This window comes from Lentzea terrae (assembly GCF_003265345.1).
Taxonomy (GTDB): Bacteria; Actinomycetota; Actinomycetes; order Mycobacteriales; family Pseudonocardiaceae; genus Lentzea; species Lentzea terrae.
Map to the genome: position 1 here is coordinate 13,921 of NZ_QFWW01000005.1, position 23,845 is coordinate 37,765.

Annotated in this window: 23 protein-coding genes; 8 read left to right on the top strand and 15 right to left on the bottom strand. The window is 68.2% G+C overall.

Translation table 11 applies throughout. The features are described 5' to 3' along the window. Positions 1-10: 10 nt before the first annotated feature. Complete coding sequence (locus DI276_RS08785) at positions 11-2,038, top strand: ATP-binding protein (RefSeq protein WP_112262792.1); 2,028 nt, start codon at positions 11-13, stop codon at positions 2,036-2,038. On the opposite strand, the gene iolD is transcribed toward DI276_RS08785, so the two are convergent. Genes iolD through DI276_RS08830 form a run of 9 tightly spaced genes read right to left on the bottom strand, consistent with a single transcriptional unit; the run spans position 2,026 to position 11,279 of the window. Continuing rightward, positions 2,026-3,879: a 3D-(3,5/4)-trihydroxycyclohexane-1,2-dione acylhydrolase (decyclizing) gene (iolD, locus tag DI276_RS08790; RefSeq protein WP_112262793.1), complete on the bottom strand. Its 1,854-nt coding sequence runs from the start codon at positions 3,877-3,879 to the stop codon at positions 2,026-2,028. The two genes, DI276_RS08785 and iolD, sit on opposite strands and share 13 nt — an antisense overlap. After that, positions 3,876-4,763 (bottom strand): 5-deoxy-glucuronate isomerase, encoded by an 888-nt coding sequence (iolB, locus tag DI276_RS08795; RefSeq protein WP_112262794.1) that lies wholly within the window; start codon positions 4,761-4,763, stop codon positions 3,876-3,878. Before iolB ends, iolD begins: the two co-directional genes overlap by 4 nt. Continuing rightward, complete coding sequence (locus DI276_RS08800; RefSeq protein WP_112262795.1) at positions 4,760-5,665, bottom strand: Cgl0159 family (beta/alpha)8-fold protein; 906 nt, start codon at positions 5,663-5,665, stop codon at positions 4,760-4,762. Before DI276_RS08800 ends, iolB begins: the two co-directional genes overlap by 4 nt. Beyond that, positions 5,662-6,597 carry a 5-dehydro-2-deoxygluconokinase gene (gene iolC / locus DI276_RS08805; RefSeq protein ID WP_112262796.1) on the bottom strand — a complete coding sequence of 312 codons (936 nt, stop codon included), beginning with the start codon at positions 6,595-6,597 and terminating at the stop codon, positions 5,662-5,664. The genes DI276_RS08800 and iolC overlap by 4 nt, the downstream gene beginning before the upstream one ends. After that, a complete protein-coding gene (locus DI276_RS08810; protein WP_112262797.1) occupies positions 6,594-7,364 on the bottom strand; it encodes an ATP-binding cassette domain-containing protein in 771 nt (256 codons plus the stop codon). Before DI276_RS08810 ends, iolC begins: the two co-directional genes overlap by 4 nt. Continuing rightward, positions 7,361-8,410 (bottom strand): ABC transporter permease, encoded by a 1,050-nt coding sequence (locus tag DI276_RS08815; protein ID WP_112262798.1) that lies wholly within the window; start codon positions 8,408-8,410, stop codon positions 7,361-7,363. Before DI276_RS08815 ends, DI276_RS08810 begins: the two co-directional genes overlap by 4 nt. Before the next feature lie 15 nt (positions 8,411-8,425). Further along, positions 8,426-9,409, bottom strand: a complete 984-nt coding sequence (locus tag DI276_RS08820) for a sugar ABC transporter substrate-binding protein (protein WP_112262799.1) — start codon at positions 9,407-9,409, stop codon at positions 8,426-8,428. A gap of 14 nt (positions 9,410-9,423) precedes the next feature. Next, the gene (locus DI276_RS08825) at positions 9,424-10,284 is read right to left on the bottom strand and encodes a TIM barrel protein (RefSeq protein WP_112262800.1); all 861 of its coding nucleotides are present in this window, start codon (positions 10,282-10,284) and stop codon (positions 9,424-9,426) included. Beyond that, positions 10,284-11,279, bottom strand: coding sequence for a Gfo/Idh/MocA family protein (locus tag DI276_RS08830; RefSeq protein WP_112262801.1), 996 nt, complete (start codon positions 11,277-11,279; stop codon positions 10,284-10,286). Before DI276_RS08830 ends, DI276_RS08825 begins: the two co-directional genes overlap by 1 nt. 134 nt (positions 11,280-11,413) lie before the next feature. Here DI276_RS08830 and DI276_RS08835 point away from each other — a divergent pair, with 134 nt between their 5' ends. From DI276_RS08835 to DI276_RS08855, 5 genes are all read left to right on the top strand, one after another. Further along, entirely contained in the window at positions 11,414-12,415 is a 1,002-nt protein-coding gene (locus tag DI276_RS08835) for a LacI family DNA-binding transcriptional regulator (RefSeq protein WP_112262802.1), read from the top strand. Further along, positions 12,412-13,908, top strand: a complete 1,497-nt coding sequence (locus DI276_RS08840) for a CoA-acylating methylmalonate-semialdehyde dehydrogenase (protein ID WP_112262803.1) — start codon at positions 12,412-12,414, stop codon at positions 13,906-13,908. The genes DI276_RS08835 and DI276_RS08840 overlap by 4 nt, the downstream gene beginning before the upstream one ends. A gap of 323 nt (positions 13,909-14,231) precedes the next feature. Next, positions 14,232-14,594: a hypothetical protein gene (locus tag DI276_RS08845; RefSeq protein WP_112262804.1), complete on the top strand. Its 363-nt coding sequence runs from the start codon at positions 14,232-14,234 to the stop codon at positions 14,592-14,594. A gap of 355 nt (positions 14,595-14,949) precedes the next feature. After that, a complete protein-coding gene (locus tag DI276_RS08850) occupies positions 14,950-15,213 on the top strand; it encodes a hypothetical protein (RefSeq protein WP_112262805.1) in 264 nt (87 codons plus the stop codon). Continuing rightward, positions 15,210-15,719 (top strand): BTAD domain-containing putative transcriptional regulator, encoded by a 510-nt coding sequence (locus tag DI276_RS08855; RefSeq protein WP_112262806.1) that lies wholly within the window; start codon positions 15,210-15,212, stop codon positions 15,717-15,719. The genes DI276_RS08850 and DI276_RS08855 overlap by 4 nt, the downstream gene beginning before the upstream one ends. A gap of 43 nt (positions 15,720-15,762) precedes the next feature. Here the strand turns inward: DI276_RS08855 and DI276_RS08860 are convergent, their stop codons facing one another. The 3 genes from DI276_RS08860 to DI276_RS08870 are packed head-to-tail and all read right to left on the bottom strand — an operon-like array spanning position 15,763 to position 18,764. Further along, positions 15,763-17,280: a tripartite tricarboxylate transporter permease gene (locus tag DI276_RS08860; RefSeq protein WP_112262807.1), complete on the bottom strand. Its 1,518-nt coding sequence runs from the start codon at positions 17,278-17,280 to the stop codon at positions 15,763-15,765. After that, positions 17,281-17,799, bottom strand: a complete 519-nt coding sequence (locus tag DI276_RS08865) for a tripartite tricarboxylate transporter TctB family protein (protein WP_112262808.1) — start codon at positions 17,797-17,799, stop codon at positions 17,281-17,283. It lies immediately after the preceding gene. Then, entirely contained in the window at positions 17,796-18,764 is a 969-nt protein-coding gene (locus DI276_RS08870; protein ID WP_112262831.1) for a Bug family tripartite tricarboxylate transporter substrate binding protein, read from the bottom strand. Before DI276_RS08870 ends, DI276_RS08865 begins: the two co-directional genes overlap by 4 nt. A gap of 130 nt (positions 18,765-18,894) precedes the next feature. Here DI276_RS08870 and DI276_RS08875 point away from each other — a divergent pair, with 130 nt between their 5' ends. Beyond that, entirely contained in the window at positions 18,895-20,430 is a 1,536-nt protein-coding gene (locus tag DI276_RS08875) for a sensor histidine kinase (protein ID WP_112262809.1), read from the top strand. Then, positions 20,427-21,098 carry a response regulator gene (locus tag DI276_RS08880; protein WP_112262810.1) on the top strand — a complete coding sequence of 224 codons (672 nt, stop codon included), beginning with the start codon at positions 20,427-20,429 and terminating at the stop codon, positions 21,096-21,098. Before DI276_RS08875 ends, DI276_RS08880 begins: the two co-directional genes overlap by 4 nt. Here the strand turns inward: DI276_RS08880 and arfB are convergent. The 3 genes from arfB to purM all read right to left on the bottom strand — a co-directional run bounded on the left by arfB (position 21,081) and on the right by purM (position 23,818). Continuing rightward, complete coding sequence (gene arfB / locus DI276_RS08885; RefSeq protein ID WP_112262811.1) at positions 21,081-21,503, bottom strand: alternative ribosome rescue aminoacyl-tRNA hydrolase ArfB; 423 nt, start codon at positions 21,501-21,503, stop codon at positions 21,081-21,083. The genes DI276_RS08880 and arfB overlap by 18 nt on opposite strands. 9 nt (positions 21,504-21,512) lie before the next feature. Next, positions 21,513-22,691, bottom strand: coding sequence for a SigE family RNA polymerase sigma factor (locus DI276_RS53245; RefSeq protein WP_198680525.1), 1,179 nt, complete (start codon positions 22,689-22,691; stop codon positions 21,513-21,515). 65 nt (positions 22,692-22,756) lie between these two features. Beyond that, the gene (gene purM / locus DI276_RS08895; protein WP_112262832.1) at positions 22,757-23,818 is read right to left on the bottom strand and encodes a phosphoribosylformylglycinamidine cyclo-ligase; all 1,062 of its coding nucleotides are present in this window, start codon (positions 23,816-23,818) and stop codon (positions 22,757-22,759) included. Positions 23,819-23,845 lie beyond the last annotated feature (27 nt).

Here is a 23,845-nt window from a genome sequence, read left to right on the forward strand (position 1 = left end):
GAACGGGCGAATGCCGCACTGGGTCAACAACGAAGTCAACGGATCGGTGTGGGGCACCGTGGTCCAGGCGGGCACCGTGAACCTCTCCGCGCCACCGCCCACTGCTATGGCCGGGCTGCCTGCGCTCGACGCCGAGTTCACCGGTCGCGCCGCCGACCTCGCCGCGGTGACCGACGCGCTGCAGGTCTCACCCGTCACCGTGGTCAGTGGTCTGGCCGGGATCGGGAAGACCACGCTCGCACTGAAGGCAGCGACTGAGTTCAGTGGCAGGGCCGTCTTCGCGAACCTCGACGAGAGCGCGGCATTGACGCTTCTGCTCATTGGCCTAGGGGTCCCGCAGGAACACATACCCGCAGATCAGTCGGCCCGCGAGGCGCTGTACCGGTCGCAGCTGAACGAGCAGCGAGAGCCGGTGTTGGTGTTCCTGGACAACGCCACGTCTGCAGCACAGGTCCGAGGCTTCCTGCCCGGCTCAACGCGGCATCGGGTGCTCGTCACGAGCAGGCACGCACTGGCCGAACTGAACGCCCGGTTGATCGAACTCGACGTGCTCCCGGTCGAGGAGGCGATCGCGCTGATGTCCGCGGCACTCACCACCAGGCGTCCTGACGACCCCAGGATCCTGACGGAAGAACTGGCTGAGCTCGCCGACAGGTTGCCGTTGGCCTTGAGCATCGTGGCAGCCGTGCTCGCCGACGACACCTCGCTTTCAGTGGCCGAGCTGGCCTCGTTGCTCAGGCCTCCGATCGATCGGCTCGATGAGCTGGAGATGCCGGACGGGCACAGGGGTGTGCGGCGTGCCTTCGCCACCTCCTACGCCCGGCTCGCCCCGGCTGAGCAACGGCTGTTTCAGCTGTTGTCGCTCGTTCCGGCAGCAGAGATCTCGGTAGACCACGCCTCCACTCTGCTCAACCAAGGAACTCGCCAAGCCCGAAGGCTGCTGAACTCCCTGCGACGAGTGCACCTGGCCGAGAACGGCCGAACCCCTGGCCGCTTCAAGATCCACGACCTGCTGCGGCTCTACGCGGCGGAGTGCGCCACGACGACGAGCACAGCCGAACTGGAATCGGCGCGAGACCGACTGCTCATCCACGTCACCGGTGTGACAGAGGAAGCCAACGGCAAGCTCTCCCCAGTCAGCCGGAACCCGAAGTTCACGCGGTTCAACCACGCCCACGAGGCAGCGGACTGGCTCGACCTCGAGTGGCATCTGATCACCGGCATGATCGAGCAGAGCTTCGAGCGGAGACGACCTGAACAGGTCGCTGCGCTCATGTCGAATCTCGGGGAGTACTTCAAGCTCCGCCAGGGCTGGAGTGAGTGGCCCAGGCTGTACGACCTCTATCTCGCATCCGCTCGGCAGCTCGGCGATCGCGAAATGGAAGCATCGGTGATCGGAGAGATCGGCAACTACCATCTGGCCAGGCAAGCGCCCGCCGCTGCCAAGGAGCACTACCAGGCCGCCATCGAGATCTACCGCGCTCTCGATCACCGCGGAGCCGTCATCGGGCTGACGTCCAACCTCGCCAGTGCGGCGTGGCGCGAAGGAGACTTCGACACCGCGGAGCGCTCCTTCGAGTTCGTGCTGGGAATTTTCGCGGCCGACAGGCGAATGGACCACTTCGTCGGGCACACGCTCTACAACCTCGGTGGCATCGCAAGAGAGCGGGGCGACCTCGACAAAGCCCACAGCTACCAGATGCGGGCAAGCCGCATCTGCGCGGCAACTGGAAACCAGCGAGGCAACGCCATGGCGCTCCAAGAGATCGGAAACATCCTGATGTTCAAGGGCCACGAGAGACAGGCCCTGCCGTTCTTCGAAGACGCGAGATCCAATGCACAGGCAGCAGGTGACATCGCCATGCAAGCCATGGCAACTGCCTGCCTGGGAGCCGCGCACGGAATGCTGGGCGAGCGCGATGTATCACGCAGGCACCATCTCGAAGCCATGGAGCTTTACGCGAAGATCGGCGACAGCGGCCAAGTTCGCAAGATCGAGGAACTCTTCGCGGACCTCGACCGGATTCAGCCCAGGTAGCGGACCTGCTTGGCCTTGCCCTCCAGCACTTCCTCGCGAGCGGCTGCGATCTCCGAACGGTGCGACGTCTCCGGCACGCCGACCTCCCACCACGCCCCGGCCTCCGTCCACGACGACGGATGCGTGCGGATCACCACGACGGCCGGGCGCTTCTCGGTGACTGCCACCTCGCGGGCCTTGCGGTAGGCGCCTTCGAGGTCGCCCAGCGAGGTCACGGGGAAGACCGCGCAGCCCATGGCGGAAGCGTGGGCGGCGAAGTCCGTGCGTGGTGGCTCGGCGTGGTTGGAGGTGCAGTCGGCGTAGAGGTTGTTGAAGCCCGCGCCGCCCTGGCCCGTTTGCAGGCGGTGGATCACCGCATAGCCGTCGTTGTCGCAGACGACGGCTACGAAGCCGTGGCCTGCGAAGGCTGCTGAGAAGAGTTCCGAGTTCAGCATCAGGTACGAGCCGTCGCCGAGCAGCGTGGTGACCACGCCCTCGGTGTGGGCGATGGCTGCGCCCCAGGCTCCGGCCAGTTCGTAGCCCATGCAGGAGAAGCCGTACTCGACGTCCATTGTGGACTCGCCGGTTGCGCGCCAGCCGCCGATCAGCTCGCCGGGCAGGCCGCCGGAGGCCGTCATCACGTAGTCGCGGGGGCCGCTCACGTCGTTGACCACGCCCACCACCTGGGCGTACGTGGGCAGGCTGGAGGAAGGCTTGCGCAGCGCGGAGATGTGGTCGTCCCACTTCGCGCGTTCGGTGCGGGCGCGGGCGGCCCAGGTGGTCGGGGCCTGCCAGGAGGCCAGCACGTCGGTCAGTTCGCGCAGGCCCTCGTCGGCGTCGGCGACCAGAGCGAACGAGCCGTGTTTGACGGCGTCGAAGCGGGCCGCGTTGAGGGAGATCATGTGTGCTGACGGGGAGAACACGGTCCAGGACGCGGTCGTGAAGTCCTGCAGGCGAGTGCCCACTGCGATGATCAGGTCGGCCTCGCCGGCCAGGACGTTGGCCGAGGTGGAGCCGGTGATGCCCAACGGGCCGGCGTGCAGCGGGTGGTCGTGCGGGATCAGGGTGCGGCCGGCGGTGGTCTCCACGACGGGGATGTCGTGTTGTTCGGCGAAGCGCAGGGCGCGGCCGGCGGCTCCCGAGTAGCGGACGCCGCCGCCCAGGACCAGGAGCGGGCGGGACGAGGCGCGGATCGCGCGGGCGGCCTCGGCCAGAGCTTGCAGGTCGGGGCGCAACCGCAACGGGCGGTGGACCACCGGCTCGAACAGCGCGTCGGGGAAGTCGTAGGACTCGGCCTGGACGTCCTGCGGCAGGGCCAGAGTCACGGGGCCGCAGTCGGCCGGGTCGGTCAGGACGCGGGCTACCTGCGGCAACGTTGAGAGCAGCTGCTCGGGGCGGGTGATGCGGTCGAAGTAGCGGCTGACCGCGCGGAACGCGTCGTTCACGGTCGCGGTCGGGTCGTGGAAGTGCTCGACCTGCTGCAGCACGGGATCGGGGGCGCGGCCGGTGAACGTGTCGCCCGGCAGCAGAAGAAGAGGCAGACGGTTCGCGTGGGCCACGCCGGCCGCGGTGACCATGTTCAGAGCGCCGGGGCCGATGGACGACGTGGCGACGCCCACCTGGCGGCGGTGCGTCGCCTTGGAGATGCCCACTGCGGCGAGGGCCATGCCCTGTTCGTTGTGGCCGCGCCAGACCGGCATGCGGTCGCGGACCTCTTCCAGAGCGTTGCCCAGGCCGAGCACGTTGCCGTGGCCGAAGATCCCGAACACGCCGGGGAACAGCGGCGCGTGCGAGCCGTCGAGCAGTTCGGTGCGCTGGGCCAGCATCCAGCGGACCAGTGCCTGCGCGGTCGTCAGCTTCACTTCACTCGCCCCTCTGCGGTCGTGACCGGGCAACGCGGGTCCAGTTCCTGGTCGGCCCAGCTGTCGCGGACCCAGGTGTGCGCCGGGTCGTCGCAGAACGCCATGGACCGAGCTGCACCAGGCCCGGCCAGCACGTTCAGGTAGTACATGGGGTAACCCGGCGCCGCGACGCACGGACCGTGGTAGCCGCGCGGGATCAGGAACACGTCGCCGTCGCGCACGGTCACGTCCTCGTCGATCGTGCCGTCGTCGGTGTACGTGCGGTGGAAACCGAAGCCGGTACGCGACGGCGTCACGCCATCACGGTCGGCGATGCGGAAGTAGTAGATCTCCTCGTTCTCGACCTCACACGGCTCGGAAGAGTCGTGCTTGTGCGGCGGGTACGAGGACCAGTTGCCGTCCGGGGTGATCAGCTCGCACGCGTTGAGCTTGTCCGCGTGGTCCCACACGCCCGGCACGCCGAAGTTGGTGACCTGACGGGTCGCGTTGCCAGAGCCGCGCACCTCGACCGGAACGCCGTCGGCCGGGCCGTACTTGGGCGTCAGGCGCTTTGCACAACGCGCCATCGGCAGCGCGACTTCGCATCCGTCCTCAGAGGACAGAACGACCGACGCGTCCCTCGGCACGTAGGCGAAGTCCGTGACGCGGGTGAACACCGAGTCACGGCCCTGCAGTTCGAATCTGAAGTCGTCGACCTCGACCGTCAGCGATCCGGCCAGCGGCAGCACGAACGCCTCGTACTCGCCGGTCTCGATCGTGTGCACCCAGCCTGCCTCGATCCGCAGCACCCGCAGACCGGTGTAGGTCCAGCCCGCGTCCTCCGGCATCAGGTGGACGACCTCGGCCGCGGTCGAGAGCGTCCCGTGTGGACGGTGCAGGGTCATACCGTGACTCCCTTGGCGGTACGCAGGATTTCGGCGGCGGCAGCGACGGCAGCGGCGACATCGCCGTCCGGCGGGTAGAGCAGCGCACGGCCGACGACCAGGCCGCGCACGGTCGGATGGCGCAGCGAGCGGCCCCACGACGCGAGGTCGTCCTCGGGATTCGCGGACGGAACACCGCCGAGCACCAAGGCGGGCAATGCGGTGGTGTCCAGCACGACTTCCGGCTCGTCCGGCGCAGGCAGCTTCAGCCAGGTGTATGCGGAGGTCGCACCCAGTCCCGCAGCCACGGCAGAGGCACGCGACAGGGCGGCGGAGTCCTTCTGCAGCACCAGCTTGTCGTTGTGATCACGCTTGTACGGCAACGGTTCGACCATCGCCATCAGGCCGTGCTCGGCGAGTTCCGTGACGGCCCGCGCGCAGCCTTCCAACGTCGGGATCGTGCCGGGGTCCGAGTCGACCAAACGCAGCAGCATCTTGCCACCGTCCAGCCCGAACGACGCGATGGACGACGCGTCGTAGGCGGTGAACCTGTCGTCGATCTCCCAGTCGGCACCGGCCAGGCCGCCGCGGTTCATCGACCCGATGACCACGCGCTCGTTCAAGCCGTCCAACAGCAGCAAGTCCTCGATCACGTCCGGTGTGCCGAGCACGCCGTCGACCGCAGGGTTCGCCAGCGCCGTCAGCAACCTGTCGAGCAGCGACCGCCGATCGGCCATCGCCAGCGGGTCGCCGCCGACGCCGAGAGCACCGCGAGCCGGGTGGTCCGCCGCGACCAGGAACAGCGTGGACTTGCCGTTCAGCAACGAGTTGCGCCGCTTGCGCGCCTGGTAGGCCCGCCTGATCGAGCCGGGATCCTCAGCCCGCCTCCACAGCAGTTCGCGCCACTGGCCATCAGTGATCACAGCAACTCCTCGATCTCTTTCTGGTCCGGCATCGCGTCCGCACAGGCCAGCCGGGACGCCACGATCGCGCCGGCCGCGTTGGCGTAACGGGCGATCCGGACCGGGTCCCAGCCGGACAGCAGGCCGTGCACCAGCGAACCGCCGAACGCGTCACCGGCACCGAGCCCGCACACGACCTCGACGGGGTTCGGCTCCACGGTCCAGCGGCCTTCCGGCGTGGCCACGAGAACGCCCTCCGCGCCCTTCTTGACCAGCGCCAGCGAGATTCCGTGCGACAGCAGGCGATCGGCGGCCTCGTCCGGGTCAGAAGTGCCGACCGCGATCTCGCACTCGGTCCGGTTGCCCACCGCGACCGTCACGTGGTCGAGCATCCAGCTGATCTCGGCGCGAGCCGTCTTGACGTCCGGCCAGAACATCGGCCGGTAGTCCAGGTCCAGCACGGTGTGCCCGTTGCGCGCCCGGCTCGCCAGCATCATCCGCTGGGTGCCACGTGCGGGTTCCGCGGAAACGCCGGTGCCCGTGACCCACAACAACGGGACGTCACGCACGAGCGACCACGGCACGTCTTCGTCGTCCAGCGTGAGGTCCGGCGCGATCGGCAGCCGGTAGAACAGCAACGGCGGGTCCGCGGGCGGGTTGAGCTCGCAGAACACCACCGGCGTCAGCAAGTCCGGTGACGTGCCGACGTATTCCGACGACACGCCAAAGCTTTCCAGCGCGGAACGAACGTAGGTGCCGAACCCGTCCGGTCCGACCTTCGTCAGCACACCCGCTCGACGGCCGAGCCGCGCGGCGGCGACCGCGACGTTGGTCGCGGTGCCGCCGAGCGACTTGGCGAACGTGCTGACCTCGGCCAGCGGCACCCCGGACTGCTCGGGGTAGAGGTCGACACCGACCCGGCCGACCGTCAGCACTTCCAGAGACGACGTCACGCCTCGACACCCCGCAGCTCGTGCGCCAGCGCTTCCAGCTCGGCGCCACCGGCCATCTGGCGGGTGAGCTCTTCGAGGCCGATCTCCGACTTCTCGTACGAACCCAGCGCGCGGCCGCGCTTGAGCAGCAGGAACCGGTTGCCGACCGGGTAGGCGTGGTGCGGGTTGTGCGTGATCAGCACGACGCCGAGGCCGCGATCACGCGCCTGGGCCACGTACTTCAGCACCACACCGGCCTGCTTGACGCCGAGTGCCGCGGTCGGTTCGTCCAGGATCAGCACCTTGGCGCCGAAGTACACCGCGCGGGCGATGGCGACGCACTGCCGTTCACCACCCGACAGCGTGCCGACCGGCTGCTCCACGTCCCGCAGGTCGATGCCCATGTCGGACAACGCCTTCTTGGTGATCTCCCGGCCCTTGCGGCGGTCCAGGAAACCGAACCGGGTCGTCGGCTCCGAGCCCAGGAAGAAGTTGCGCCACACCGACATCAGCGGCACGACCGCGAGGTCCTGGTACACGGTCGCGATGCCGTGGTCCAGCGCCTCACGAGGCGACGAGAAGCGGATCTCGTTGCCCTCGACCTTGAACGAGCCCTGGTCGTGCTGGTGCACGCCGGCCAAGATCTTGATCAGCGTGGACTTGCCGGCGCCGTTGTCACCGAGCACGCAGGTGACCTCACCAGCGTTGACCACGGTGGACACCTCGCTCAGCGCGATGACGCTGCCATAGGTCTTGCCGATGTTCTCGACTTCGATCAGGGACGTCATCGCTTCACCCTTTCCGCCCGGCGCCGCAGCATGTTGTTCACCAGCACGGCCGCCAGCAGCATCACGCCGAGGAACAGCTGGAACCAGTCGCTGTTCCAACCGGCGTAGACGATGCCCTGCCGGGCCATGCCGAAGATCAGCGCGCCGATCGCAGCGCCCACCGCGGAACCGAAGCCGCCGGTCAGCAGACAGCCGCCGATGACCGCCGCGATGATGTACTGGAACTCGAGGCCGATGCCCTGGTTCGCCTGGACGCTCGCGTACCGCAGGATGTTGATCGAGCCGACCAGCCACGCCGCGAACGCCGTGGTCATGAACAGCAGGATCTTCGACCGCACGACCGGCACACCGACCGCACGCGAGCTCTGCGCGGCACCACCGATCGCGAAGATCCAGTTGCCGAACTTGGTGCGCACCAGGATGGTCGACGCGATGACGGTGAACAGCACCCACCAGATGATCGACACGTAGAAGCTGGTGCCGCCGATCTGGAACGTCGACGCGAACAGGAAGCCGGCCGACTCGTAGCCGGCCGTCTCCCGCATGCCCGACACCTGCACGCTGCCGGTCACCAGGCGCGTGACGCCGAGGTTGAGGCCCTGCAACGCGAGGAAGCTGCCCAGCGTGACGATGAAGCTCGGCAGGCCCGTGCGCATCACGAGCCAGCCGTTCAACGCGCCCACCGACAACGCGAAGGCGAGCGACACCAGCAACGACAGCCAGACGTTGAGGCCCAGCTGGGTGGCGAGGAGAGCCGTGACGAGGGCGGTGGACGCGGTCATGACACCGGCGGACAGGTCGAACTCGCCACCGATCATGAGCAACGCCACGGCGACCGCCATGATGCCGAGCATGGAGGCGTCGTCGAGCCAGGTGGCCGCACCGCCCAGGCTCAGGAACTGCTCGGTGACCACGGAGAAGAACAGGAACACGAGCAGTGCGCCGAGCAGGGCGCCGATCTCCGGACGCACGACCAACTGGTCGAGCAGCCTCGGCTTGCTCAGCCGTTCGTCGGCCGCCGGAGGCGCCTTTGCCGTCACGGTCATCTCTCCGCTCACTCCTTAGCGCTTGCCGGCCTTGGCGTACTCCGCGACCTTGTCCACATTGGACTTGTCGACGAAGCCGGGACCGGTGAGGACGGGCTTGCCACCGCCGAGGGTGTTGGCGTTGTCCTTGAAGAGCTTCAGCATCACGATCGGCAGGTAGCCCTGCTCGTACTGCTGCTGGTCGACGGCGAACAGCACGTCGCCCGCCTTGATCGAGGCGACCACGTCGGCGTTCAGGTCGAACGTCGCGACCTGCGCCTTCGAGCTCGCACCCTTGATGGCGGACGCCGCGTTCACGGCGACCTGCGGGTTCAGCGCGAGCACGCCGTCAACAGCGGTGTCGGACTGCAGCTTGGCCTTGATGCGGGACTCGATGTCGGTCGGGTTGCTGATGTCGACCTGGAGGTTCTCCACCGCACCGCCGAAACCGCTGCGGGCACCGTCGCAGCGCTGGTTGAGGCCCGTGTTGCCGGCCTCGTGGATCACGCACAGCAGCTTGGTCTTGCCGGCCGCCTTCAGCTTCTTGCCGGCTTCCTCGCCTGCGATCGACTCTTCCTGGCCGACGTGCGCCATGGCACCGAACTGCGCGCTCTTCGCGCTGCCGGAGTTGATCGTGATGACCGGGATGCCGGCCTTCACCGCGTTCTCGATGGACGTCTTCAGCGCGTCCGGGTTCGCCATCGACACCACGATGCCGCCGACCTTCTGCGACACGGCGTTGTCGATCAGCTTGGCCTGGGCGCCGGGGTCGCCATCGGAGTTGTAGGTGACGCCGACGCCGAGCTGCTTGCCCGCGTCCTCCGCGCCGACCTTCACGACGCTCCAGAAGGCGTCGCCCGCGGTGCCGTGCGTGATCACCGCGACCTTCAGGTCACCGGAGGTCGGTGCGCTGTTGTTCTGCGTGCTCTGGTTGTTCGTACCAGTGGGACCGCTGCATGCGGCGAGTAGAGCAACACCGGCGAGAGCAACGCCCGCACGGATGACCAAGCGAGACTTCATCGTCTCCAGTCCCTTCAGAGGATCTTTCCGAGGTGCGCGAGGCTGCGCGCGGTGTCCTTCAGTGGCTTGTCCACTGGACTTCCGTCCTTGAGCCGCGTGTCCTGCTCAAGCACGAACCATCCGGTGTAGCCCGCCTCTTGAACGAGCTGCACCAGCGCTTCCACGTCCACGTCGCCGTCCCCGAGCGGCACGTAGATGCCCTGTTCCACGGCATCGGTGTAACTGAGCTCGCCGCTGCGCACCTTCGCCGCGATCTCGTCACGCACGTCCTTGAGGTGCACGTGACCGATGCGGTCCGGGTAGCGGCGCGCCAGCTCGACCGGGTCCGTGCCACCGATGAGCAGGTGGCCGGTGTCCAGGCAGAGCTGGAGATCGGAGTCCGCGAGGAACCGGTCGACCTCCGCCTCCCGCTCGACGTGGGTGCCCACGTGCGGGTGCAGCACGGTCTGCAAGCCGTGCGTTGCGGCGATCTCGCGGATCTTCGCGCAGGTGTCGACGAGGGTGTTCCACTCGTCGTCGGTGAGCTGCGGTCGTTCGTCGTAGCCGTCGAGACCCGTTGCGGCGGCGAGCACGAGCACCTCGGCGCCACCGGCCTTGAGGATCGCGGCCACCCGATCGGCTTCGTCCAGAGTGGACTGGACGTCGGTGTGCAGCGTGACCGCGAGGAACCCGCCGACGAGCGTGAGCTCGAACTCGGTGAGCAGCGCCTTCAACGCCCTCGGGTCGGCCGGCAGGTAGTCGGGCGGACCGAGTTCGGTGGCCGCGAGGCCGAGCTCGTTCATCTCGTTGAGCACCGTCGTGGCGGGCAGGACGTTGCCCCAGCCCGGCACCTCGCACACGCCCCAGGAGATGGGTGCTCCAGCGATCTTGGCCATCAGTTCCCCTCGATCTTCACAGGTGCGCCGCTGCGACGCGACTGCTCACACGCTTCGGCCAGGCGGAGGCTGATCAAACTCTCCCGCGCCGGTGACGGGTTCGCGACTTCGCCCTTGATGACCTGCGTGAACAGGTTCATCTCGTTGACGTACGCGCGGTGGAAGCGCTCCGGGAAACCGGGGTAGGCATCCGGTCCGGCCACGTGACCGCCGGGCTCCAGCGAGTTCAGCGGGGTGCGCGGGTCGACACCGGCGACCAGCGAGTCCTTGCTGCCGAGCACCTCGATGCGGTGGTCGTAGCCGACCGGGTCGTGCCGGCCACCGGCCAGCGTGGCGTGCGCGCCGCCGGCGAACTTCAGCATGACGACCGCGTTGTCCACGTCGTCGGCGTCCGCAAACGCTTGGTGCACCAGGACCGAGCCGCTCGCGTAGACCTCGACGACGGGCTCGCCGACCAGCCACGGCACGCAGTCGAGGTCGTGGATCAGCAGGTCGCGGAAGATGCCGCCGGACGCCGGCAGGTAGGAGAAGTCCGGCGGGTTCGCGTCGTTGCCGACGGCCCTGACCAGGTAGATGTCACCGACCTCGCCCGCGCGGATCCGGCGGTTGAGCTCGTAGATGGCCGGGTCGAAGCGGCGCTGGAAGCCCACCAGTACCTCGACACCGGACTTCTCGACGTCCTCGACCAGCGCGGTCATCTCGGCGAGGTCGCTCGCGATCGGCTTCTCGCACAGCGTGGGGACACCCTTGGCGATCGCCGCGCGCAACATCTCGGGGTGGGTGTTCGTCGGGGTGGCGAGCAGGACGCCGTCGACGTTGCCGAGCAACGTGTCGAGGTCGTCCACCGCCTTGGTCCCGGCGAGCTCAGCCGACGCCTGCGCTGCCCTTCCCGGCACCGGGTCGAAGAGAAGCACCTCGTCGACTCGATCCAGTGCGGCGAGGTTGGTCGCATGCATGGTGCCGATCCTGCCGACACCCGCTACTCCGATCCGCATCGCAGGTTTCCCCTGTTCATCGCAGAGATGTGTTAGAGCGCTCTATTGGTTGGAGCGCTCTAATGCTGTAGCTTCCGTCACACGGGTGTCAAGGGTGTGTTTCCCGCCCGTGACGTGAGGGGAGGTGGTTACCGGTGGTCAGACCGACGATGGAGGACGTGGCTCTGCGTGCGGGCGTGTCCCGCGCACTGGTGTCACTCGTGATGCGCAACTCACCCAAGGTGAGCGAGGCGCGACGCACGGCTGTGCTGAAGGCCGCGGAGGAACTGGGGTACTCGCCGCACGCGATGGCGCGTTCGTTGGCGTCACGCACGTCGACCGTGCTCGGCGTGATGGTGTCCGACCTGCACAACGCGTTCTTCGCGGAGGTCGTGGACGGCATCGACGAGGTCGCGCGCGAGCAGGGCTTCGACGTCATCATCAACACCGGTGGCCGCTCGCCTGCCCGTGAACGCCGTGCGCTGGAGTCGCTGCTGTCCTTCCGCCCGGCCGGGCTGATCCTGTTGTCACCTGTCGTTCCGGCGACAGCCATCGGGAAAGCCGCCGAACAGCTGCCGATCGTGCTCGTCGCCCGGTCGTCTCGGGTGTCCACCGTGGACACGATCAACGACGACGGCGAGCAGGGTGCCCGGTTGGCGGTCGACCACCTGGTCTCCTTGGGGCACAAGCGCATTGCGCATTTAGACGGCGGTGAAGGCACGCAGGCCGGCCCTCGTCGGCGCGGCTACGTCGCCGCCATGGAAGCGCACGGTCTCGTGCCGCAAGTCGTGTCGTCCGAGTACACCGACGCGGCTGGTGCACGGGCGATCCGTTCGCTGATCGAGTCCGATGCTCTGCCCACAGCCATCCTGTCCTGCAACGACTTCAACGCTGTTGGTGCGATCTCGGCGTTGGAAGACGCCGGACTGCGGGTGCCGCACGACGTCTCCGTTGTGGGGTACGACAACACTTCGCTGGCGGCGCTTCGCCACGTCTCGCTCACCACGATCGACCAGCCCCGTGCCGAGTTCGGCCGACTGGCTGCCGAGGCGCTCCTGCAACGGGTTCGTGAAGAGCGCACCGAACCCGTGCGCCATCTCCTCAATCCCTCTCTCGTCGTCCGCAACACGACAGCTCCCCCAGGAGGACCGCGTTGAGCACCACCATCCCCCACTGGATCGACGGCGCCCGCACGACGGGGGTGTCGTCCCGCACGTCCGACGTCTTCAACCCCGCCACCGGCGAGGTCGCCAAGCAGGTCGTGCTGGCCGAGCAGGCCGACGTCGACCTCGCGGTGGCGTCCGCGGTGAAGGCTGCGCAGTCCTGGTCGGAGTCGTCGCTGTCGACGCGGTCGCGGATCCTGTTCGCCTACCGCCACCTGCTGCACGAGGCGCGCAGCGAGCTCGCCGAGATCATCACGTCCGAGCACGGCAAGGTGCTGTCCGACGCCGCCGGTGAGGTGCAGCGCGGACTGGAGGTCGTCGAGTTCGCGTGCGGCATCCCGCAACTGCTGAAGGGCGAGCACTCCGAGCAGGTCTCGCGCGGGGTCGACGCGTACTCGCTGCGCCAGCCGCTCGGGGTGGTCGCGGGCATCACGCCGTTCAACTTCCCCGTCATGGTGCCGATGTGGATGTTCCCCATCGCCATCGCGACCGGGAACACGTTCGTGCTCAAGCCTTCCGAGCGCGACCCGTCCGCGTCCGTCCGGCTGGCCGAGCTGTTCCAGGAGGCCGGGCTGCCCGACGGCGTGCTGAACGTCCTGCAGGGCGACGCCTTCGCGGTCAACGCACTGCTCGACCACCCGGACGTCGCCGCGGCCTCGTTCGTCGGCTCGACGCCCATCGCTCGCCACGTCTACTCGCGCGGCACCGCGGCCGGCAAGCGCGTGCAGGCGTTGGGCGGCGCGAAGAACCACATGGTCGTGCTCCCGGACGCCGACCTCGACGTGGCCGCAGACGCCGCGGTTTCGGCCGGCTACGGCTCGGCCGGCGAGCGCTGCATGGCGATCTCCGTCGTGGTGGCCGTCGGCGAGACCGGTGACGAGCTCGTGTCGAAGATCGCCGCACGGACCCGCGACCTGCACCCGTCCGTGCTGCCCGGCACGAACCCGGACGCCCAGATGGGCCCGCTGGTGACCGGCGTGCACCGGGACAAGGTGCAGTCCTACGTGGACGCGGGCGAGGCAGCCGGCGCGACGCTGGTCGTCGACGGCCGCGGCCACGCCCCGGAGGGCCACGAGAACGGCTTCTGGCTCGCACCAACGCTCTTCGACCACGTCACGCGCGACATGGCGATCTACACCGACGAGATCTTCGGCCCGGTGCTGTCGGTCGTGCGCGTCGACACGTTCGAGGACGCCGTGGAACTGGTGAACGCCAACCAGTACGGCAACGGCACGGCCATCTACACCGGCGACGGCCTGGCCGCGCGCGAGTACCAGCGACGCGTGCACGTCGGCATGGTCGGCATCAACGTGCCGATCCCCGTGCCGATGGCCTACTACTCGTTCGGTGGCTGGAAAGACTCGCTGTTCGGCGACACGCACGTGCACGGCGCTGAGGGCGTGAAGTTCTACACGCGCGCCAAGGCGATCACGGCGCGTTGGCCGCAGCAGCACGGCGTGAACCTGGGCTTCCCGACGCACGGTTGATCCGTTCAGCCCAACGGCCGCCCTGTCCGCATTCAGCGAACAGGGCGGCCGTTTCTATCTGGTACGAACCAATCTTCCCTTGTTCAGCTCGCTGATCTGGTCCGATGAACTAAGCGAACGATTGTCCTGCTGGAATTCTCAGCGGTTCGCTGATCATGGAATATCGGCGCGCGGATCAGCGGTTCGACAAAGGTGCTGGACACGGCGGTAAGATCCGCGTTCACACAGTCGAACAACGCTTCCTTTCTTCGCGCGGGCCGAGCCGTTCGTTACCGTCTTCGCCGGAAAGGAAGATGTACGCCTCAGCAGGAGGACCGAACACGATGTCGCCCAGCGAGGACGACAGTCCGTTCGCGACGGCATGCCGCGCCACCACATGTGCCGAATTCGTCTGCGCGCTGAACCAGCTGCGCCTGTCGAGAGGATTGTCCTACCAGCAGGTGTCGGACCACGCCGGCGCCCACGTGCTGCCGAAGAGCAGCGCCCACGCCATGTGCACCTTGCGGTTCCCGAAGCGGGAGGACCAGCTCCGGGCGTTCCTCACCGGATGCGGGGAGCCTGCCGAGGCGCTCGACGGGTGGCTGGCGCAGTGGCGGCGCGTGACGGCCTCCCGCGCCAACAGGAGGCCGCACCCCGCTGCTCAGCTGGTCCAAAGCTCGGCCAGGGGTTTCTCACCACCGGAATAGCATTCCGGCACGTTCGCAACCCTAACGGTCCGCACCAGCGCCGACCAGACTGTTGGACGCCATTGGACGCGGTCAATACGACCAATTGACCACAGCATGGTCAGGGGCACCGGAAAAGGTGACAAAAACTGGTCAGTTGGACTTCGTTGGACGCAGCTGGACGCCGTTGCACGAGACATGAAAAAACCTGGACGACGTTCCAGTTGGCAATCACCCGAGTGAGTGACAGGATCGTGCCGAAGCCGTTATGTCGCGGGTCCCGCGGCAACGCCAATTGCCCGCACGGACGCTTTCCCCACATCCGGCTTTCCGTTGTCCGCAAACCAGCTGGTCCGTCCCCCTTCCAGGAGTTCGCATGACCACCACCCCCTACAACGGGGCTTTGCACCCGCGCCGGCGTTGCTCCAGCTCCGCCACCGGCACCGTCCTGCTGGCGGTGACCGCGTTCCTCTTCACCGGCTGGATGCTCGCGCAGGGGCACTCGCCGGTCGTCGCCGTCGCCACGACCGGCGCTGTGCTGGCCGTGACCACCACGCTGAGCCGCAGCCGGCCGTTCAGCGCGCGGTTCGGCCCGCTGCCGCCCGCCACGACGGTGATCTGGCAGGACGACGAGCGATGACCTACCCGGAGGGCGACCCGCTCGAACGCCTGAACCGGCTCTGGTCACAGCTGCTGCTCGGACTGTCCCGGCCCGGGCGGCGTGCTGAGGCTCTGGCGGCCTACCGCGAGGTGCACGTGATCCTCCAGGCGGAACTCGGCATCGACGCCGAGCCCGGGTTGCCGTTGATCGCGACGACGACCGCGGAGCTGAGGGCGGCAACGGCGGCCGAGTTCATCGATCTGCTGCGGCTGATCCACGCGCGGTCCGGGCTGACCCTGCCGGAGGTCCACCGCCGGGCAGGGCAGGTGTTGCCGCGCAGCCAGGTCTACTCGTTGCTGAAGCGCGGGAAGCTGCCGACCAAGCCGGACCAGGTGCGGACGTTCGTGTCGATCTGCGGACTGCCAGAGCCGCAGGTGGCGCGGGTGATGGAACTGTGGGCGACGCTGCGCGAGCAGACCGAGCTGGCGGTCAGCGAGCCGGGGAACGAGAAACCCTTCGCCATCCTGATCGTGCGCAGTGCATGAGAAAGCCCCCGCCGGGAGAGCGGGGGCTTTCGCACGAACGCGATCAGGCGTCGACCTTCTCGCGTTCGACCTCAGAAGCCGCGGGGGGAGTCGGCTTCGGCAGGAACTTCTTGATCAGCGGGAAGAACACGATGATCAGCACCACGACGTACACGATGATCGCCATCGGGCTGTTGACCAGGCCGGTCAGCGAGCCGTCGGAGAGCTGCAACGAGCGGCGCATCTGCTGTTCCGCGGCCGGGCCGAGGATCACGCCGATGATCGCGGGCAGCACCGGCAGGCCGTAGCGGCGCATGCCGAAGCCCAGCAGGCCGATCACGAACATCAGCAGCAGGTCGAAGATGTCCGCGTTCACCGCGTAGGCGCCGACCGATGCGAAGAACAGGATGCCCGCGTAGAGGTACGGCCGCGGGATGCGCAGCAGCTTCGCCCACAACGGTGCCAGCGGCAGGTTGAGCACCAGCAGCAGCGTCAGGCCGATGAACAGCGACGCGATCAACGCCCACACCAGGCCGGACTCGCGCTGGAACAGCAGCGGGCCGGGCTGGATGCCGTACTGCTGGAACGCCGCGAGCATGACGGCCGCGACCGCCGTGGTGGGCAGGCCCAGCGTCAGCATCGTGACCAGGGTGCCCGCGGCAGAAGCTGAAGCCGTCGACTCCGGTCCCGCCACACCCTCGATCGCACCCTTGCCGAACTCGTCCTTGTGCTTCGACAGCCGCTTCTCCGTCACGTACGACAGGAAGGTCGGGATCTCCGCGCCGCCGGCCGGGATCGCGCCGAACGGGAACCCGATCGCCGGACCGCGCAGCCACGGCTTCCAGGTGCGCTTGAGGTCGGCGCGCGACAGCCACGGGCGGCCGACCGGGATCGGCTCGAACGGCTTGCGGCGCAGGTGGGCGGCGACCCACAGGGCCTCGCCGACCGCGAACAGCGCCACCGCGACCACGACGATGTCGATGCCGTCGGCCAGGTGCAGCGAGCCGAACGTCAGGCGCTGCTGACCGGTCATCTCGTCGAGGCCGACCAGGCCCAGGGTCAGACCGATGAGCAGCGACGCGACACCGCGGATCCGCGAGGCGCCAAGCACCGAGGTCACCGCGATGAACGCCAGCACCATGATCGCGAACAGGTCCGGCGCGCCGATGTCGACGGCGTGCTTGGCCACGAACGGTGCCAGCAGGACGATCAGGAGCGTGCCGATGATGCCGCCGGTGAAGTGGCCGATCGCAGCGGCGGCAAGCGCTTGCGCACCACGACCCTTGCGGGCCATGGGATTGCCTTCGAACGCGGCCACGACCGCCGCGCTCTCACCCGGTGTGTTCAGCAGGATCGACGTCGTCGAGCCACCGAACATGCCGCCGTAGTAGATGCCCGCGAACATGATGAACGCGCCGGTCGGCTCCATGCCGTAGGTGACGGGCAGCAGCAGCGCCACCGCCATCGCCGGACCGATGCCCGGCAGCACGCCGATCGCGGTGCCCAGCAGCACGCCGATCGCCGCGAGCAGCAGGTGTGTCGGAGTCAGCGCGGTCGCAAAGCCGTTGAGCAGTTGCTCCACCTAGAACACCTCCATCAACGGGCCACCGGGGAGCGGGACGCCGAGCAGGTTGTTGAAGATCACGAACGTCAGGATCGACAGGCCGGCCGCGAGCAACGGATCCCGCACGTACGCGCGGCTGCCGAGCGCGTAAGCCGCTCCCCAGAACAGGATCGCGCCGGAGATCGGGAACCCGACCACGCCGATCAGCGCGGCGTTCGCGAGGAACGCACCGCACAGCAGCAGCACCGTGCGCCAGTCGGCCGGCGCGTTCAGGTCGACGTCCTCGCCGGCCTCCGCCTCGCCGCGGCCGCCGCGCAGCACGTCCCTGGCCAACAGCACGGCGACGACCAGCAGCAGCGAGCCGACCAGGATCGGCACCGCCTTCGGGCCGACCGGGCCGCGCTGGGCGAAGTCGGTGGGGATGCGCAGCGCGTCGGTCAGCACCAGCACGCCGAGCACCACCAGCAGAGCGCAGATGCCCAGCTCAGAGTGTTCCCGCAGCCAGGACTTCGACTGCGCCGGAGTCTCGGTCGTCATGCCAGCCCCAAGTCCTTCAGCACCGTTGCCACCCGCTTGTTCTCGTTTTCCAGGAAGGTCTTGAACTGGTCTCCCGGTGCGAAGGCGTCGGTCCAGCCGTTGCGCTGCAACGCCTCTGCCCACTGCGGCGTCTTCTGCATCCGCTGCAGCAGGTCGACCAGCTTGTCGCGGTCGGTCTGGGTGATGCCGGGAGGAGCCACGATGCCGCGCCAGTTCGTGAACTCGACGTCCACACCGGATTCCTTGAGCGTCGGCGCGTCGATGCCCGCGATGCGGTCCTTGCTGGTCACCGCGAGCACCCGCAACGTGCCGGCCTGGATCTGGTCGCGGTACTCCCCGACACCGGAGACACCGAACGCGATCTTGCCGCCGAGCACCGAGGCGAGCAGTTCTCCGCCGCCGTCGTAGGGGACGTAGCGAACGTCCTTGGGCGCGAGGCCGACCGCCTTGGCGATCAGCATCGGTGCCAGGTGGTCGGGTCCGCCGGGCGCGGAGCCGCCGCCGACCTGCACGGTTCCCGGGCTTGCCTTCCACGCGTCCACAAGTTGTTGCATGGACGTGTACGGCGAGTCCTTGGGCACCACGACGATGTCCGGTTCCTCGATCAGCTTCGCGATCGGGGTCGTGTCCAGCAGCGAGTTCGGCGACTTGTTCGTGTACACCGCGCCCACGACGCCGAGACCCATCGACATGATCAGCTTGCCGTTGCCGCGCTCACCGACCGTGCGGCCGAGCCCGACCGTGCCACCCGCGCCGGGGAGGTTGAACACCTCGGCGTTGCGCAGCAGGTCAGCGTCCTCCATGGCCTTCGCCGCGGTGCGGGCCGTGATGTCGTACCCGCCGCCGGGCTGGTTCGGCACCAGCACCCGCAACGACCGCACCTGGCTGGTCTCGCCGCTGTCCGCACCCGGCGTCAGCAGCGGTGGCACCAGCAGGACGGCGAGCAACGCCGTCGCCACCGCCACCCACACCTTCACCGACACTGTGATCCCCGCCTCTCATCCGCGTGGTTCGACATGTTGCTCTGGTGTAAACCTTGATGTCGCTCTTGCGCTTCTAAGGTTTCTTTCGGTCTTTCTGGTCACGGGAGGTCTCATGCGTCGCCGCCGTTCCCTGGCCAGCCAGCTCCTAGTGTGGCAACTCGTAGTCGTCACGTTGCTACTGTTCGCGGTCGGCGCGCTGACGGTCGTCCAGACGGGCAGCAACTTCCGCTCGAACGAGGAACGCCGGATGCTGTCCGTCGCGGAGACCGTGGCGGCGAACTCGCTGGTCCAGGAGCAGATGGGCAACTGGCGGCTGCTGTCCGCGCCCGCCGAGACGGCCCGCAGCCTGTCCGGTGCCTCGTACGTGCTGATCCTCAACGACCGCCGGCTCGTGATCGCCTCGCCGGACCCTGCCCAGATCGGGTCCACTCTGGACACCAGGACCACCGCGCTCGAGGGCAGGTCCTGGACCGGCACGGTCCGCGACTCGATCGAGGCGCACGTGCCGGTGTTCGACCCGGTCAGCCGCAAGGTGAACGGGATGGTGATCGCGGGCGCGGAGGAACCGGGGATCTTCGCGGGCGCGCTGTCCGAGCCGGTCGACGCGCTGCGCTACCTGGCGATCGCGTTGCTCATCGGCGTGACCGGGTCGTTGCTGCTGGCCCGCCGGGTGAAGAACCAGACCCTCGGGCTGGAGCCGCACGAGATCACCGCGTTGGTCGAGAACCGCGAGGCGTTGCTGCACGGCATCAGGGAAGGCGTCGTCGGCCTCGACGCGCAGAACCGGATCACGCTGGTCAACGACCACGCGAGCGACCTGCTGGCGTTGCCGGAGGACGCGGTCGGCCGGTCGGTCGAGGAGCTGGAGCTCAACGAACGGCTGCGCGACGTGCTCACCGGGCGCGCGACCGGTGTCGACCAGCTGGTGCTGCGGCAGGGTGTCGTGCTCACGTTGAACCGCATGCCGATCGAGGGTGCCGGCGCGGTCGTGACGTTGCGAGATCGCACGGAACTCCTTGCGCTGCAACACGAACTGGACGCGTCACAGCACGCCACGGACACGTTGCGGGCGCAGGCGCACGAGTTCGCGAACCGGCTGCACACCATCGCCGGGCTGATCGCGCTGAAGGAGTACGACGAGGTCAGCAACTACATTCACCAGATCAGCTCGGCGCAGGACCAGTGGCGGACCGAGGTCAGCTCGCGGATCGGCGACCCGGCGGTGGCCGCGCTGCTGATCGCCAAGGCCTCGCTGGCCGCCGAACGCGGCACGGCGTTGCGCATGGAGCCGGACAGCGTGTTGGGACGCGTCGACGAAGCTTTGTCCGCGGATCTGGTGATGGTGCTGGGAAATCTCGTCGACAACGCGTTGGATGCACTGAGCTCGCTGAGTGCCAACGGAGCCGGCAAGTGGATCGAGGTGGGTGTGATGCAGTTGGACGACGAGGTCCAGGTCGTGGTGCGCGACTCCGGTCCGGGAGTGGCACCGGAACTGGCGGAAGAGGTGTTCCGGCACGGGTTCACGACCAAGGCTGCCTCGCACGGCGAACGCGGCATCGGGCTCGCGCTGATCAGACGGGCGTGCCTGCGGCGCGGAGGTTCGGTGAGCGTGTCGGGATCCGTCTTCACCGCAAGGCTGCCCTGGTGATCCGGGTGCTCGTCGTCGACGACGACTTCATGGTGGCCAAGGTGCACAGCGGTTACGTCGCGCGCACCGAGGGGTTCGAGGTGGTCGGGGTCGCACACACCGGCGGGGATGCGTTGCGGCAGGTGGCTTCGTTGAAACCCGACCTGGTGCTGCTCGACATCTACCTGCCAGACCAGAGCGGCCTGGAAGTGTTGAAGTCGTTGCGTGCCAACGAGAACGTGGACGTCATCGTGATCACGGCGGCGACCGACGTCGAGACCGTGCGCAGTGCGATGCGCGGTGGTGTGCTGCACTACCTGATCAAGCCGTTCGACTACTCGGCACTGCGCGACCAGCTCGCGCACTTCGCGTCGCTGCACGAGAAGCTGCACCGGCTGGGTTCTGCCGGGCAGGCCGACGTTGACCAGGTCTTCGGGGCACGGCCGACTTCGAAACCGTTGCTGCCCAAGGGTTTGACGCCGGAGACCGCACGGCTGGTGGAAGGTGCGCTGCGGTCGCATCCGGACGGGCTGTCGGCGACGGAATGCGCGTCGTCGACCGGGGTGGCTCGGGTGAGTGCGCGGCGGTACCTGGAGCACTTCGTTTCCACGGGTCGCGCCGAGGTTCGGTTGCGCTACGGCGGAACCGGTCGTCCGGAACGGATTTACGCCCTAGTCCCAGGAGCCTGAACGGCCGCGCTTCGTTTCCGCGCGGCGCTTCTTGCCGGCGATGCGGCGTTCCTTCGAGCCCTTGGTGGGCTTGGTCGCCTTGCGCATCGGCGGCGGTGGCGCGGCGGCGGCACGGAGGATCGCGGCGAGCCGTTCCCGTGCGGCGGCGCGGTTCTGCAGCTGCGCACGGTGCTCGGAGGCGGCGATCGTGAGCACGCCGTCGACCAGCCGGCCCGCCAGGCGGTCGAGCATCCGGCGCTTGAGGTGCTCGGGGACCGACGGCGAGGCAGCCAGGTCGAACGAGAGCTCCACGCGGCTGTCCGCGGTGTTCACTCCCTGCCCGCCCGGCCCACCTGACCTGGAAAAACGTTCGCGCAACTCGGACGCCGGCAGCACCAGCGTCCGAGTCACGGTCACGTCGTTCATGCCTCCAGGTTAGAGATTGAGTCCCGGAGTTGTCGCGATCTTTATCAGCTCCTCGCGGTCGAGCAGGGGCGCGGACCGCTGCGGTGCTCCGCTCTGATCGGCCTTGCCCCACAGCTCCTGGCTGAACCGGCCGATGTTGTCGGTGCGGACCACGACCTTGGTGCCGTTGGGTTGGACGGTCTCGGCGATCCAGATGACGCGGTCGCCGTAGCCGGGTGCCGACTGGTACGCCCCGGCGCGGACCTTGAGCCCGTTGCGCACTTCGACCCGGCAGTCCTTGAGGTCGAACTCGAAGCTGTCCTCGCAGGTGCCGATCTCCCGGTCCGCGGTGTGTTCGAGCCAGATCGTGACACCGCCGACGCCCTGCGCGTCCCTCAGCCGGGCGACGGCCCACCGCTTGCCGTCACGTTCCCGGAACCCGAACGCGCTGGCGTTGATCTCGGGAACGTCCTCCTCGGTGATGCCCGGCGGCAGCTGGTAGTTGGCCCGGAGCACAGCGCTGAGCTGGGCGTTGCGGTCGGCCGCCGGTTTCGGCTTGGAACCCCCGGAGTCCACGGAGGAAAACCCGGTGGTGGCCGACTGCGGGAGTGCCAGGTAACCGGCCGTGCCCAGGCCGGCCATCACCACGAAGGCCATCGCCGTCGCGATGGCGGTCCGCCTGCGCGCGAGCTTCGTCTTGCCCTTGCGGATGACCTCGGAGCGGTAGATCCGCAGCTTCGGCTCGTCCTCGAGCAGTTCGCGCAACGCGGCGAGACCCTTCGCCGCCTGACTCTTCACCGTGCCCTCCGTCCTGCCGAGGATGCGGGCGGTCTCGGTGATGCTCAGGTCCTCCCAGTACCGCAGCACGACGACGGCGCGTTGCCCCGGCGGCAGGGCGTCCAGGGCCTGCCGCAGGTCGAAGTCCGCCGAGTCGTCGGTCACCGCGGGTTCCGGCACGACGTCGACTGAGCGTTCCCGCTGGAAGAACCCGCGCCGGGACTCGTCGATGGCGGTGCGCACCAGCACTTTGCGCGCGTAGGCGTCCACGCTGTCCTTGCGCACGCGGGACCAGGCCACGTACAGCTTGATCAGCGCGGTCTGGACGATGTCCTCGGCGCGGTGCCAGTCGCCGCACAGCAGGTACGCCGTGCGGCGCATGACGAGAGCGCGTGCGTCGACGAACTCCCCGAACTCGCGGTCGCGGTCCAAGTCCCCCTCCTCGGTCGCCGCTTAGTACGCAACGACGACCGTAGGGGGTTGCCTGGTGAACCGACTCAGAATCGGGGGTGGTCTCCGACGAGAACGGCGCCGCCCACCTCGGACTTGGTGATCTCGCCGAGCACCCACGACGGGACGTGGCGCGCGGTGAGCACGGCCAGTGCGCGGTCGACGTCCTCGGGCGCGACGACGGCGACCATGCCGACGCCCATGTTGAACGCCTTCTCCATCTCCTCGCGCTCCACCCGGCCCCGCTGGGCGATCAGCTGGAACACCGCGGGCGGCGTCCAGGTGCCGCGGTCGAGCGTCGCGTGCAGGCCCTCCGGCAGCACGCGGGCCAGGTTCGCGGCCAGGCCACCACCGGTGACGTGGGAGAACCCGCGGACCTCCGTCTCGGCGATCAGCGCGAGGCAGTCCTTGGCGTAGATCTTGGTCGGCTCCAGCATCTCCTCGCCGAGGGTGCGGCCGAACTCCTCGACGTGACCCTCGAGCGGCATCCGCGCGATCTCCAGCAGCACGTGCCTGGCGAGCGAGTAGCCGTTGGAGTGCAGGCCGGACGAGCCCATCGCGATGACGACGTCGCCGTCGCGGACCCGGTCCGGGCCGAGCAGCTTGGACTGCTCGACCACGCCGACGCCGGTGCCGGAGATGTCGTAGTCGTCGTCGCCCATCAGGCCGGGGTGCTCGGCCGTCTCGCCGCCGAGCAGTGCGCAACCGGCCTGGACACAGCCCTCGGCGATGCCCTTGACCAACGCCGCGATCTTGTCCGGCACGACCTTGCCGACCGCGATGTAGTCCTGCACGAACAGCGGCTCCGCACCGCAGACGACCAGGTCGTCCACGATCATGGCGACCAGGTCGATGCCGACGGTGTCGTGCTTGTCGAGCGCCTGCGCGATCGCGATCTTGGTGCCGACGCCGTCCGTCGACGACGCGAGGATCGGCTCCTTCCAGCGGTCGAGCTTGAGCTGGAACAGGCCGGCGAAGCCACCGATGCCGCCGAGCACCTCTGGCCGGTGCGCCTTGGCCGCCCACGGCTTGAGCTTCTCCACCGCCTCGTCACCTGCGGCGATACTGACTCCGGCGGCGGCGTAGGTGGCCTTGGCGCTGTCGGTCACGTCAACTTCTTCCACTTGGTTCTCGAA

Bases quoted from the DNA above. Each gene is read 5' to 3' on its own strand.
- DI276_RS08810 (WP_112262797.1), bottom strand. From the start codon at position 7,364: ATGACGTCCCTGATCGAAGTCGAGAACATCGGCAAGACCTATGGCAGC.
- DI276_RS08875 (WP_112262809.1), top strand. From the start codon at position 18,895: ATGCGTCGCCGCCGTTCCCTGGCCAGCCAGCTCCTAGTGTGGCAACTC.
- DI276_RS08820 (WP_112262799.1), bottom strand. From the start codon at position 9,409: ATGAAGTCTCGCTTGGTCATCCGTGCGGGCGTTGCTCTCGCCGGTGTT.
- iolB (WP_112262794.1), bottom strand. From the start codon at position 4,763: ATGACCCTGCACCGTCCACACGGGACGCTCTCGACCGCGGCCGAGGTC.
- DI276_RS08845 (WP_112262804.1), top strand. From the start codon at position 14,232: ATGTCGCCCAGCGAGGACGACAGTCCGTTCGCGACGGCATGCCGCGCC.
- DI276_RS08865 (WP_112262808.1), bottom strand. From the start codon at position 17,799: ATGACGACCGAGACTCCGGCGCAGTCGAAGTCCTGGCTGCGGGAACAC.
- DI276_RS08830 (WP_112262801.1), bottom strand. From the start codon at position 11,279: ATGCGGATCGGAGTAGCGGGTGTCGGCAGGATCGGCACCATGCATGCG.
- arfB (WP_112262811.1), bottom strand. From the start codon at position 21,503: ATGAACGACGTGACCGTGACTCGGACGCTGGTGCTGCCGGCGTCCGAG.
- DI276_RS08825 (WP_112262800.1), bottom strand. From the start codon at position 10,284: ATGGCCAAGATCGCTGGAGCACCCATCTCCTGGGGCGTGTGCGAGGTG.
- DI276_RS08855 (WP_112262806.1), top strand. From the start codon at position 15,210: ATGACCTACCCGGAGGGCGACCCGCTCGAACGCCTGAACCGGCTCTGG.
- DI276_RS08850 (WP_112262805.1), top strand. From the start codon at position 14,950: ATGACCACCACCCCCTACAACGGGGCTTTGCACCCGCGCCGGCGTTGC.
- DI276_RS08815 (WP_112262798.1), bottom strand. From the start codon at position 8,410: ATGACCGTGACGGCAAAGGCGCCTCCGGCGGCCGACGAACGGCTGAGC.
- DI276_RS08785 (WP_112262792.1), top strand. From the start codon at position 11: ATGCCGCACTGGGTCAACAACGAAGTCAACGGATCGGTGTGGGGCACC.